This is a genomic window from Ornithinimicrobium cavernae, assembly GCF_003121625.1.
Taxonomy (GTDB): Bacteria; Actinomycetota; Actinomycetes; order Actinomycetales; family Dermatophilaceae; genus Ornithinicoccus; species Ornithinicoccus cavernae.
Genome location: NZ_QDDJ01000016.1, coordinates 32991 through 45723, shown reverse-complemented (window position 1 = coordinate 45723; position 12733 = coordinate 32991). Strand labels below are relative to the sequence as shown.

9 protein-coding genes are annotated in these 12733 nt (G+C 73.7%); 1 reads left to right on the top strand and 8 read right to left on the bottom strand.

What is annotated here, in order from left to right; translation table 11 throughout:
- Positions 1-7: 7 nt before the first annotated feature.
- The 6 genes from DA085_RS17200 to DA085_RS17175 all read right to left on the bottom strand — a co-directional run bounded on the left by DA085_RS17200 (position 8) and on the right by DA085_RS17175 (position 7170).
- Positions 8-2689: a M4 family metallopeptidase gene (locus DA085_RS17200; protein ID WP_109474219.1), complete on the bottom strand. Its 2682-nt coding sequence runs from the start codon at positions 2687-2689 to the stop codon at positions 8-10.
- 140 nt (positions 2690-2829) lie between these two features.
- Positions 2830-3876 carry a TrmB family transcriptional regulator gene (locus DA085_RS17195; protein ID WP_109474218.1) on the bottom strand — a complete coding sequence of 349 codons (1047 nt, stop codon included), beginning with the start codon at positions 3874-3876 and terminating at the stop codon, positions 2830-2832.
- A 13-nt stretch (positions 3877-3889) separates the two neighbouring features.
- A complete protein-coding gene (locus DA085_RS17190) occupies positions 3890-5170 on the bottom strand; it encodes an SIS domain-containing protein (protein WP_109474217.1) in 1281 nt (426 codons plus the stop codon).
- 9 nt (positions 5171-5179) lie between these two features.
- Positions 5180-5386: a Trm112 family protein gene (locus tag DA085_RS17185; protein ID WP_109474216.1), complete on the bottom strand. Its 207-nt coding sequence runs from the start codon at positions 5384-5386 to the stop codon at positions 5180-5182.
- Complete coding sequence (locus DA085_RS17180; protein WP_109474215.1) at positions 5383-6804, bottom strand: phosphomannomutase/phosphoglucomutase; 1422 nt, start codon at positions 6802-6804, stop codon at positions 5383-5385. The genes DA085_RS17185 and DA085_RS17180 overlap by 4 nt, the downstream gene beginning before the upstream one ends.
- A 9-nt stretch (positions 6805-6813) precedes the next feature.
- The gene (locus DA085_RS17175) at positions 6814-7170 is read right to left on the bottom strand and encodes a DUF3499 domain-containing protein (protein WP_109474297.1); all 357 of its coding nucleotides are present in this window, start codon (positions 7168-7170) and stop codon (positions 6814-6816) included.
- A gap of 231 nt (positions 7171-7401) precedes the next feature.
- Between DA085_RS17175 and DA085_RS17170 the strand changes: the two genes are divergently transcribed.
- Positions 7402-7719, top strand: coding sequence for a metallopeptidase family protein (locus DA085_RS17170; protein WP_337189791.1), 318 nt, complete (start codon positions 7402-7404; stop codon positions 7717-7719).
- Between the two features lie 52 nt (positions 7720-7771).
- Here DA085_RS17170 and DA085_RS17165 read toward each other — a convergent pair whose 3' ends face one another.
- Positions 7772-9577: a DUF5719 family protein gene (locus DA085_RS17165; RefSeq protein ID WP_109474213.1), complete on the bottom strand. Its 1806-nt coding sequence runs from the start codon at positions 9575-9577 to the stop codon at positions 7772-7774.
- Positions 9577-12726: a glycosyltransferase gene (locus tag DA085_RS17160; protein ID WP_161958540.1), complete on the bottom strand. Its 3150-nt coding sequence runs from the start codon at positions 12724-12726 to the stop codon at positions 9577-9579. Before DA085_RS17160 ends, DA085_RS17165 begins: the two co-directional genes overlap by 1 nt.
- Positions 12727-12733 lie beyond the last annotated feature (7 nt).

Sequence of the window (12733 nt, the reverse complement as noted above, 5' to 3'; positions counted from 1 at the left end):
TGCGGGCTCAGCAGGACCCGGCGGGCCCGCTGCGGGTGACCAGGTCGGTGCGCGCCTGCGAGGTGCTCAGGTACACCAACCGCTCACCGTCTCCGAAGGACGGGGACAGCTGCGCCCCGAAGCCGCAGGAGTAGCGCTCGAACGTCGCCTGCCCGGCGATCACGTCCCCGGCGGGAGCGATCCGGAGCTTGTGCATGTCGGACTCGCCCGAGGGGTAGCCCCAGCTGCCCCAGACCGTGGTCGTGTTGAAGGCGAAGTGGTCGTCGTTCACCGCGAACTGCCCGCTGTAGACGCGGCCGAGCGACAGCTTCGCCGGGACCTCCATACCGTGCGACGTGTAGTAGATCGAGTCGCCGAAGAACCCGCTCGACCTCCAGAACAGCCCGTCGTCGGTGACCGCCAGGGAGTCGGTCCCGGAGAAGATGTTGGCGCCGCTGCGCACCGTCGAACGCTCGCCCGAGGCGAGGTCCAGACGGGTGACGCGGGAGCCGTCGAGCCACGCCACCACACTGCCGTCGACGACCACCTGGCCGGCCTGCGTGCCTGCCTCCGGCGTCACGTTGACCGGGGCGCCCCCACCCTGCCGGACCCAGACGTCGGTGTCTCCGTCGAGCCTGGTCAACCACGCGGCCGTGGTGCCGTCGACGCTGGGGGCGTAGCTCTCACCGGGGTTGGTGGAGACGACTCGGGTGCCACCCAGACCGTTGCCCCTCTGGGCGACGACCTGCATCTCCTCCCCCGAGACCCGCGTCCAGAGCAGCTCTGCACCGGAGATGGCGGGTTCGATGTCCCAGGCACCCTCGCTGTTGATGGTCCGCAGCTCCCCGGGGGCAAAGGTGCCGACGACCAGCGAGTAGCTCGGTGTGCCAGCAAAGAACCCAGCGATGTCGAGGGTCGAGGTGGCCCATCGGTCGCCGCTCGTGACGGCGGCAACATCGGCGTGCCCTGCGTAGCCCTCGTAGGCCGAGACCGTGTTGCCCAGGAGCAGGTCGGCGTCCTCTGGGTAGGCGGTCTCCCAGCCGGCATAGATGCCGTGGGCGTCGAAGGCGGCGGCAACGGCCTCCCGGTCGGCCTCGGAGAGCTTCTCTGCGCGGGCTGCCAGCTCGACCGCCACGCGCATGTCGGTGAAGTCGGACAGTGGCGTGAGGTACTCGGTCAGGGCGGTGTAGACGAGCCGGTCCGCGACCGCCGGGTCGAGGGTCTCGCGGAGGTCCCACAGGGCACCGGAGGCGATCGTGGAATTGAGGTGGACACCCCCGTTGTCGTGGCCGAGCGACAGCAGCCGGTAGTCCTCGTCAGCGCGGCGCCCGTCGTTCAGGTCCCGGATGGCGCACTCCTCGGGCACAGTGCCGACCGCGCACAGGTCCTCACCGAGGAGCCCGGCCTGGGGGTGCGTCATCGCCATACCGAGGTCGTCGACCTCCATGGCGTTGCCGAAGTAGTCACTGATCGCCTCGTTGAGCGCCCCGCTCTGGTTGATGTAGAGCAGGTTCGCGCTGTGTTCGGTGATGGCGTGGCTCATCTCGTGGCCCACCACGTCCAGGGCCTTGGAGAACGGGACACCGTCGGAGCTCCCGTAGACCATCTTGGTGCCGTCCCAGAAGGCGTTGGCGTACTCGTTGCCGTTGGAGGTCACGTTGACGACCGAGAGCATCGTGCCACCCTCGCCGTCGACGCCGTCGCGCCCGAGCTCGTGCAGGAAGAACTCATAGACCTTGCCGGCGTTGACATGGGCGTCGACCGCTCCCAGGCTGGTCGCGGTGCCGTCGAACCGCGCTGTGTCGGAGCTGAAGATCGGCGTGTCCTCGGGCAGGGCGTTGGCGTAGTCCTGGTAGGGACGCCCCAGCGCGTCGAGCGTGTGGATCTCACCACCGGTCCGGGCGTACATGGCCCGGCCCCGGTCGCGCAGCTCGAAGCGGCTGTCCTCCGTGGCGGTGACGGACAGACTGACCTCCTCACCGTCGAACGTGACACCCGTGCCCTCCGCGTCGGCGGCGTGGATCTGGTTGTAGGAGAGCAGGACCGCCCCGACCGAGGCATCCATCAGCACCCGCTGACGCACCGGCGATCCAGCCCGGTCGGTCCCGGTCACCTCGAACTGCCAGGCCAGCACTCCCCGCCCTGAGGGGACCACAGTGAGTCCCTGGTCGGTGATCGTGGGATCGTCCATCGCGGCGACGGTGGAGTCCATCCAGAGTCGGTCCCGGGCCGCCTCGACGCCGACAACCGGTGTGGTGTCGACGGCGAGCTCGGAGAACACCTTGCCGGTCACCGTCTCGACGGTGCGGGCTGTCGCGTCACCCGCCGTGTGGACGACGTACTGCGCCCCGAAGACCGGCACGCCCCGGTAGGTCTGCTGGAACCTGACCGACTCCTCGTCGGTCCCGGCACTCCGGCTGCCTGGGACCGGGACCAGGTCGGTGCTGTCGACCTGGTAGAGCTCCGCGTGCGCCGCGATGTGCTCCCGGGCCACGCCCGCGGCCGACCCGCGGCGGACCGTGTCGTCGATGTCGCGGGTCATCACGGGGGCGGCGGTCCCGGGGTCGTGCAGGACCTTCTCGGCAATCGGGCTGCGGTGCTGCTCTCCCTGCGCCGAGGGCTCGGCGGCCGACGGTGAGGCGAGCAGGCTGCCAGCCAGGGCGAGGCTGGCGGTGGCGCTCAGGGCGATGCGCAGACGTGGGTGAACCACGTGATACCTCCTGGGACGTCGGCTCGCCTCGGGGCGGCGAGCGCGGTGTGCTCATGTCACCAGGCAGCACCGGGACGGGCAAGAGCTTCCGGTGGCGGGAAGTGGCATCGGCGGGAACGCGCCACATCTCACCGTCAGCCTTATCCCTGAGGTGGCCCCGGCTCGTCCGGGTCCGGCGGCAGCCAGCCGTGACGGACGGCATGGCAACCGAGCTGGAACCGGCTGGTGGCCCCGGCCAGGGTCATCAACCGGTGGACGCGCCGCTGCAGGGAGCGCAGCGAGGTCCCGGTGTGCCGGGCGACACCCGTGTCGGTCTGGCCCGCCTGGAGCAGGGCGAGGACCCTGCGGTCCACCTCGTCGAGCTGGCCGGCACCGGACCCGTCTCCCCCGTCGTCGGGGGCACGGCCCGCCGCCACCAGTGGCCACCCACCGGCTGCGACCAGGTCGAAGAGCGCGGCCAGCGCCTGCACCAGCCCCGACTCGTGGACGATCGTCACGGCCGGCTCGGACGCGGTGGCTCCCGATGACAGGGGCACCATGGCCATGGTGCGGTCGGCGATGACGGCCTGGACCGGGATCCGCTCCACCACGGTGATCCGCTGTCCCGCCTCCAGCGCCCACCGGGTCTGTCGCTCAGCGTCCGGCTGCTCGAGCCAGTCCCGTGGGATCACGACGTGGTAGCGCACGCCGCGGCGGATGGCGTCGGCCTCGGCCGTGTTCTCGTCGCTCGCCACCACCGCCGAGTCACCCAGGACGGGCATCATGCCGAGGATCTCGCTGCGGGCCGCCAGCTGGAGCTGGAGGAACCGGTGCGCGACCGCCTCCCGCCCCAGCACCACCTCCACCGGTGAACCCGGTGGCGCGGTGTGAGAGGCGCGGAAGTGGTCGGAGAGCGTGGCCACGGCGGTCCTGACCTGGGCAAGCTCCTCCAGCCGGGCGGCCACCAGTGGACCCAGCGCCAGAGCGGGTGGACTGGCCCGGTAGGTCGGTCCCGGTTCGTCCTCGATCAGCAGACCCCGCGCCACCAGCCGCCGGGGGAGCTCGGGGAAGACCGCGGCCGTCTCCTTGCTCACGAGCTCGCCACACTGCGCCAGCGTCAGTCCCGGCCGGTCCACGAGAAGCCGGTAGAGCTCCTCCTCGTGCAGGTCCAGTCCCAGCGTCGTCAGCGCCGGCGAGCCACGGCCCATTCCTGACCCCGACTCACCGGGTGCGGTCGTTGAGGTCCGCCACGTGCGGTGACACCGAGGGGTCGAGCCCCAGCCCCAGAGCCAGGTAGGAGGCGGTGAAGTCCACCGTGGCGACCAGCTCGGCCAGCCTGGTCAGCGGGCGACCCGGCTGGGCGATCACGTCCATGACCCTGACCCCGGCGTCCCGCGCCGTCATCAGCACGGCGTCGGTCAGCGCTTCGACCTGCACCGACTCCTGGGTCGGTGGATCGACCGGTGCGTCGCGGAGGGTCAGTAGCCCCAGCTCCGGCAGGGACGGTCCGTCCAGGAACGGGTCGGCGAAGATATCGCGACCGGCCTGCCCACGCGGGATCTCCGCGAGGTCGCCCTCGGGCTCGGCGAAGTGGTGCGGCTCCCAGCCGCTGGTGTCGATGTCACCGAGCCGGATGCGACCCGCGTCGTAGGTCCCCGCACGACGGCCCCCGACCGCGGAGTAGGGCCCGTCGAAACAGGCCACGATCTGGCTCGCCGCATCGGGCAGCTCGCCCCAGGACGCCGGGATCCGCGCCGTGCGGGCGAGCATCGACGAGGCCCGTGCCGCGGCCACGCCGCTCAGCGGCCCGTCGCCCAGCACCATCGGCACCGTCTCGGCCAGCTGGAGCGCCAGCAGCTTGGCCGGGTTGACGAACGACTCCGAGGCCGGGCGGTAGGCCTCGGCCGCCTCGTCCAGCCGCGTGGCGACCTCGGTCATCAGCCCGGCCGGCGCCTCCACGATGCCGATCGCGTCCGAGCCGAGCAGCACCGGCACGAGCAGGCTCCACAGCGCCGTCCGGGAGCTGGTGCGGCCACGGCCGACGCCGATGTGCACCCCCCTCGCGCGACGGCATACCTCGGCCAGCGGTGAGTCGTCCGCCCCCACCGTGAGCAGCGAGGCCCCGCGCCGGGCTGCCTCCGCGGCGATCGCCAGCGGCCCCGGCGCACGACCGGACAGCGAGACCGCGACCACCAGGTCCAGCGGCCCGACCCACCCCGGCAGGGGCAGGTTGCGCCGGGCCTGCACCGGGACCGGTGAGCCGGGCTCGGCGAGCAGCTCGAGCACGTCGGCCACCAGCGCCGACCCGCCCAGGGCAGCGACCAGGACCGAGCGCGGCCGGTCGAGGCGGCTCAGTCGCTCGATGCCCGCCTCCTGGGCCAGGGTGACCGACTCCCGCACCTGCGCCCCGGCCGTCGCCAGGGCACGCAGGGTCTGCCGGCTGTCCTTGCGGAGCAGCTCGTCGGGGTCGTCGAGCAGGGCGTCGTCGATGTGCGGTGCCATGGGGGCTCCTCAGCGCGTGACGGTGGTGGCGTCGCTCTCGAGGAGGACCGGGATGCCGTCGGTGACGGGGTACTGGCGTCGCTGGCCCGGGCCGCCGCAGTCCTCGGCACACTCCAGCACCGGCTGCCCGGCGTCGTCCGTGGCGTCGACCAGCTCGTGCCGGCCGACCGGGCAGCGCAGGATCTCCCGCACCCAGGGCTCGATCGCATCGGTCATGCGCGCACCATCCTCAGCACCTCGTCACGGATCGCGGACATCGTGGCCCCGTCGGAGGCCTCCACGTTGAGCCGCAGCAGCGGCTCGGTGTTGCTGGGCCGCAGCGAGAGCCACCAGAACTCCTGGTCGGTCCCGGTGCCCATCGTCAGCCCGTCGAGCAGGTCGACACTAGCGCCCCGCTCCTCACCCCAGGCGCGGACCCGAGCGATGGCGGCGTCGGTGTCCTCCACGAACGAGTTGATCTCGCCGGAGGCGACGTAGCGCTCGTAGGGGGCCACGAGCTGCGAGAGCGGGCGCTCCTGCCCCCCGAGGGCGGCCAGGACGTGCATCGCCGCCAGCATGCCGGTGTCGGCGAACCAGAAGTCCCGGAAGTAGTAGTGGGCGGAGTGCTCTCCCCCGAAGACCGCGTCGTGCTCTGCCATGTGGGCCTTGATGTAGGAGTGCCCGACGCGCGTCCGCACCGCCCGGGCTCCCGCTGCGGCGATCGTCTCCGGGACGACCCGGGAGCAGATCACGTTGTGCACGATGGCCACCTCTGCCGCCTCCACCCCGGCCGCGACCTCGCGGGCGATCTCCCGGGCCGCCACGAGAGCGGTGATCGCGCTCGGGGTGACCGGCTCGCCACGCTCGTCGACGACGAAGCAGCGGTCGGCGTCACCGTCGAAGGCCAGTCCCAGGTCGGCACCCTCCGCCCGCACGGCCGCCTGCAGGTCCCGCAGGTTCTCCGGCTCCAGCGGGTTGGCCTCGTGGTGGGGGAACGTGCCGTCCAGCTCGAAGTAGAGCGGCACCACCTCGAGCGGCAGGCCGGAACGCTGCAGCACTGCCGGGACTGTGTGCCCCGCCATGCCGTTGCCCGCGTCGACGACGATCCGCAGTGGCCGCCCCGCGGTCAGGTCGACCAGCGAGTGCAGGAAGTCGGCGTAGTCGACCAGCAGGTCGGCCTCCTCGATGCTGCCGACCCGGTCGCCCGCCGGCAGGGCATGGTTCGCTCCACGATCGAGCAGCCACTGGGCCAGGTCGCGCACCTCGGCCAGCCCACTGTCCAGCCCGACCGGTCGCGCGCCGGAGCGGCACAGCTTGATCCCGTTGTAGGCGGCCGGGTTGTGGCTGGCGGTGAACATCGCACCGGGCACGGACCGGGCGCCACTGGCGTAGTACAGCCCGTCGGTGGAGCAGAGCCCGATCATCGTCACGTCCACGCCGTGGGCCGACACACCGGCGGCGAAGGCACGGGAGAGCTCCGGGGAGGAGGCCCGCATGTCGTGGCCGATGACCATGGCCGACTCGCTCTCGGGCAGCACGACGACCTGGGCGAACGCAGAGCCGAGCGCGGTCGCCACGGCCGGGTTGAGCTCCTCCGGCACGAGTCCGCGCACGTCATAGGCCTTGATGAAGTCCCGGAGGCGCGCTGAGGTCACGCGCCGAGCCTAACGGTCGCGCAGGAGGCGCAGATGGCCGCGGCGACCGATCTCGGTCACGGTGGCCTCTGCCGGGCGCAGCGGTCGGGACGCGGGGTCCCCGGAGTGCGCCCGGTGCTCCCGGACCGCCTCGGCCAGGGCCACCAGGTCGTCCGGCGGCTCCTCCCCCATCTCCAGCCGCACGATGTCCCAGCCCCGCGGCGCGGTCAGGCGCCGGGCATGGTCGTCGCAGAGGTCGTAGGAGTGCGGCTCGGCGTAGGTGGCCAGTGGGCCCAGGACTGCGGTCTGCTCCGCGTAGACGTAGGTCAGCGTGGCAAAGGCACTGTTGCCGCACGCGGTCTTGGAGCACTGACGGGAGATGGCCACGATCCCAGACTGTATGCCGTCGGTCGGGTTCTGCGCGGCAACCACGCCGCGAAGGCCCCGGTGGGCCGGGAACGGTGGCAGACTCCCACCGGGCGCTCAACCTGGCGCCCGGGTCGAGACGGCGTGGAGGTAGTGATGGGTGGGCACCCCGGACGGGGCACGGGCACGCGTCGGCGCGACCGTCGCGGGCGTGGCCTGCGCGGCCCCCTCGCCTGGCCGCCCGTGCCGGCCATGACGAGTCGCTCGGCCCGGTTCGACGATCTCGTGCTGGATGCCGTCCAGGTCATCGAGCGCCGTCTGGGACGGGAGCTGACCGACCTGGAGATCGCGGTCGAGGACGTCCCGCCGACCGACCCGGCGCCCTGGGAGTCGGGCATCGCCCTGGGCCGTCTCTTTCCCGCCGAGGGCTCCCTGCCGGCGCGCGTGGTCGTCTACCGGCGGCCGGTGGAGGCACGCGCCCAGGAGGACGACCTGGGCACGCTGGTCCACGAGGTCCTGGCCGAGCAGATCGCCACCATGCTCGGCCTGGACCCGGACGACCTCACCTAGGCCGCCACTGCCGCCGCTACGGCACCCGGCAGGCGATGGGCGCAGCTGCCCGCTACGGCAACCAGGGGGCGATGGAGCGCAGCTGGCGGGTGACCGGAGCCTCCGGCAGCGGGAGACCAGCGATCTGCGTACCCCGTGGGTGCTCGAGCGTCGTGATCACCGCCGTGGACACGGAGCCCTCGACGGGACGCACCCACACGCTCTCGACCCCCGGGCCCACGGGCACGGTGCGGTTCGAGGCAGCAGCCACCTCCAGCTCGCTGGTCACGACGCGCTCGCCCCGGACAGTGACCACCTCGACGCGGGCGCCCTCGAGCGAGGCCATGGACAGGGTCCGGCCCAGATCGGCCTCCCCGCGGTTGGCGAGGGGTGCGCCGATCAGGTCGCTGGAGGGTGTCACCGCGGGGACCCAGGCCATCTCGCCGATCCCCTCCGGCTCGTCCCGCCGCTCGGCGTGGGCTGCGGCGACGACGGGGGTGTCAGCCGCCACCTCGACCCCCTGGGTGCCCTCCGGGAGGTCACTGACTTCCACGTCCACCACGGAGCCCGGCTCGACGTTGGCCACACCCTGCTCCAGCCGGACCGGACCGTCGGCGGTGAGGGCGCGCAGCTGGACCACCGCCGCCTCGGTGCCGGGAACGGCCACCCGGACGGTCGCGGTGTCCGCCGTCCCTGGGCGTGGGGCGGGCACGGCCGGGATGAGCAGCTGGGTGCCCGGCGCCGCGGTCGGCGTGGTCACCTCCGTGCCGCGGTCCAGCGTGCCCTCGAGCCACCGGTCGGCGAGCGCGGCGACGACCGGGCCTCCCGTGGTACTGAGGTGCACGACCGGGCGCTTCTCACCGGGGGCCAGCGCGTCCAGCAGGAGCACGTGACGACCGCCGGGAGGCACCACGATGCCGCTGCCGCCGACCACCTCGACCGGCCCGGCTGCCCCCAGCACCTCTGCCGAGACGGTCACCGGGTTGCCCGTCGGGTTGGTCAGGACGAGGCGCTCGGCCCGGCCGGGCTGAGCCCCGCCGGCGACCAGCCAGTGGTCGTCGCGCGCAGGGCCGCAGACCGCGGTGGTCAGGCCCCACCTCTGCTCCTCGAAGCTGTAGCCGAGCTGTGAGGCGCCGAGTCCGGCCGCCAGGGATCCGTCAGCAGTCACCCTGGCCCACCGGGCGTCGTACGCGGAGATGCGGACCACCTCGCCCCGTCGCGTCGTGGTGCGGCTGTCCCCCTCGGGCGTCCCGACGAGCCTGAGCTCGCCCGTGCCGGTGGCCTCCACCCCCTCCGGGAGGGCTTCTGCGGGGGCGGTGCCGGCGTAGACACCGACGCCCTGGTGCGGTTCGGCCACGCTCGGGTCGTCGAGACCGAAGAAGCCCGGCCCCGGGCAGCCGACACTGCTGTCGGTGACCACCGCCAGGCCGGCCACCTGGGTCGGCGCCGTGGGGGCCGGTTCGGCCGTGCCGAGGGCGGTAGCGAGGTCGAGCGTGCCGACACCACCGGCGGCGTACACGAGGCCGGCCACCGCGCCCGCCACCACGACCGCTCGGGCCCAGCGGACGGCAGCGCCCGTCCGGGGTCGGGCGGAGGAGGGCCCGCCGGCGTAGGTCCCGTCGGAGGAGCCCGGGAGATCACGGTCACCGCGGGCGGCGTAGCCACCCCCGCTGGCGCTCTCCGAGCCAACCGGGGCCGTCTCCGGGTGACCGGGCTCCGCCCCGGTCCCGACCGTCCCGGCATCCTGCCCGGTCTCCGCCCCGTCCGACGCCTCGGTGGCGTCCGCGGCCTCCTCCTCGCCGGGCGTGGGGGGATTGTCGTAGAAGAGGTCGTCGACGCGGGGCTGTCGCGAGCCCCTGCGCCTGCGGTCGCGAGCCATCAGGGTGTCCTCCTGCGTCGTGATCCGAACGGCAGCGCCAGGAACAGCACGAGAGCCCCGAGCGCGAGCGTCGCCAGCCGCCACGTCAGGTCCTCCTGGGGCAGGACCACCTGGAGCTGGTCCGCCTCACCGGCCGACACCTCGTAGCGGGGTGGCCACTGCCCGGGCACGGGATCCAGGAGCTCACCGCTGGCGCGCACCTCCGCGACCTCGGCCCAGCCCGCGGCCTCGGAGACCACGAGGGCGGAGGTCCCGTCGGGGGCGTCGTGACTGACCCGCAGGACGCTGTGGGGGCCGTCCACGGGGACCACGGTGAGCGGGGTGTCGGCCTGGTCGACCAACCGGACCCGGGCCGGTGGCACCAGGGCGTCCTCGGCGCCCGCACTGCCCACCCGCCAGAGCAGGAAGTCGCTGCCGGAGCTCACGCGGGACAGGGCGGCGGTCGCGTCGAGGTTGGCCACCAGGGGGTCGTCAGGGGCGGCCCGCAGCCCCACGTAGCCGACCCCCAGGTCGAGCAGCGCCTCGTGGGCGACGCTCGAGTCGTCCGCGCTGCCGTCGTCGGTGAGCGCCAGCACGGCGTCGGCGAGCGCCTCGCGCCCCGGGTCGCGGGGACCTGCGTTGCTGGCCAGCACGACCTCGGCGACCTGGTCCCGCACCCAGAGGCCGGGCTCGCGACCCGCGAGCCGGTAGGTGACCGCGTCATCCCGGACGGCCAGGTCGAGCACGCGCAGGGACTCGGGCCCCTCGGCCTGCTCCTCCACGACCGCCGGGTAGGGGCGGTCCGCCGCCGTGAGCTGTGGCCCGGTGCCGGACGACACCGTCCAGGCGAGCGTGCCCAGACCGGCGACCGCGACGACGCCCGTGAGCACCGCCACGAGCGGCGCGTGCCACGGCGCCCGCCCCGCCGCACGGGGCAGCTCCACGGCCTGCGCCGCGGCCAGCAGCAGGCACGCGGCGGCCACACTCAGGAAGAGACCGGGCCAGGCGGTGACGACCTCCCCGGCCTCGGCGTGACCGGCCGGGACGACACCCACGTGGACGAGGGGCGCCGCGAGCGCGGCCCCGAGACCGAGCAGTGCACCCACCAGGAGACCACCGGCCCGCCGCCCCCGGTGTCCACGGCGCAGCGTGGCGCCGAGGGCGAGTAGGAGCAGGGGCACGGTCCACCAGAGCGTCGGCGACAGGGCACCGCCCGGGTGCAGGAGCAGCGCCTGCCAGGGCTCGACACCGGTGGGGCCGACCTGCGCGGCACCGGCGCCACCGAGCACGGTGCGCGGATCGGCGAGGACCTCGCGCAGCCACGGTCCGGTCAGCAACCACGGCAGGACGGCGAGCAACAGGCCACGCAATCTGCCCCAGCCGGGGCCGAACAGCAGGACCAGCAGCCCGGCGACGAACGTGAGGAGCAGGACGGCCGGCGTGAACAGACCCACGAGCGTCACCAGCAGGATCGTGGCGAAGGTGGTGGTGGTGCGCTGCACGCCGTGGCGGCGGGACCCGGCCACCACGACGCCCGCCACGATCAGCGGCAGGGCCGTGTGGGCGATGACGGGCCCGAGACGCCCCCCGTCGACGGCGGCCGACAGCGGCGCCATCCCGGCCCACACCAGACCCGCCACCGCACGCACCCAGGGCGCCCGCACCCCGACACGTGCCGCGGCATAGCCCGACGCCACGGACAGCGGGATGGCGGCGAAGAGGATCCAGGTGACAGTGACGGACGCGGGCGACCGTGACGCGTCGACCCACGGAAGCTGCTCCACGACCCACGTGAACCCCGTCATGGGCAGCAACCAGGCAGGGGGCTCGGCGGCACTGCCGAGGCCGGAGCCGGTCCAGGGGTCCACCCAGCCGTGCCAGAGGTCGACCCAGCCGGCACTGACCGGGTGGAGCTCACCGCCGGTGACGCCGTAGCCACGGCCCGAGAGGGACGGGAGCAGCTCCCGCCAGCGAACCAGGGCGGCGCCCAGCGCCACCAGGAGCGCGAGCACCAGGGGCCAGCTCCACCAGGAGCGGACCCGGGCGGGCGCAGCCTCCACCGACTCGGCGTCCTCCGAGACCGGCCCGGTCTCCAGGGCCGCGCCAGCCCGGCGGTCGCCCCGGTCCGCGAGCGCGCCGTGCACCGTGTCGGTCGTGCCGTGCCACCCGCTGCTGCGCGGGGCGAAGAGACCGGACAGGTCCTTGCGCCGCACGCGCCTGCGGCGGCGGAACCGCCACCTGGCACCCGCGCCGCGGGCGGGTGCCAGGACGGCGCCGGTGTCGGCGAACTCGGCGGCGGCCTCGCGTGGCCGTTTGACCAGCAGGAGCCCCAGCCAGGCGAGGATCGAGGTGAGCAGGATGCCGAGGGCACGCCACGGTGAGGCCCACCAGGACCCCCGCGCCAGGGCCAGCTGCCGGGTGCGCCGCCTGGTTGTCAGGGTCGGCGGCGGGTGACCGTTCTCGCCCTGCCGGACGACCGCGTCCGTGGCCACCACCACCCGGTGGCCCGCCAGGTGGCTCCGCCAGCAGAGGTCCAGTCCCTCCGCGCCGGCCCCGAAGGCCTTGTCGATGCCACCCACGGTTGCCAGGACGTCACTGCGGACGAGCATGCCCGGCAGCGGGACCCCGATCACGTCCACCCGCTTGTCGTGCTGCCCCTGGTCCAGCTCGTGGGCGACGTGCCCGTCGACGTCGCGGCCGCCACGGGTCACCCGGTGCCCCACCGACACGAGCCGGCGGGGGTCGTCCGCGCGCACGAGCTTGGGGCCGACGATCCCGACGCCGCTGGAGCGACGGGTCGCCTCGATGAGGTTGGCGAGGGCCTGCGGCTCGGGGACGGAGTCGTCGTGGAGGATCCAGAGCCAGTGCGTCGGGGCGGTCGGCAGGCCGGCACGGGCGTCCTCGACCACTCGCCACAGCGGTGGCTCCCCGTCGGGGTCCGGGAGCGGCTCGCAGACAACCAGCTCGACGCCGTCCTCGGCGATCAGAGGGTGGGCACGGGCCTCAGCCACCTCGGGGTCGTCGGCGGTGAGTCCGGTGAGGAGGACCCTGTCGGGGAGGGGCTGCTGCAGGGCGAGGGCGTCGAGGGCCTGCAGCGCCACGGGGCCGCCGGGGTGCGTCAGGAGGAGGACGGTCAGGTCCTCCACCGGAACGCGCGGTCGATCGCGCACCCGGGTC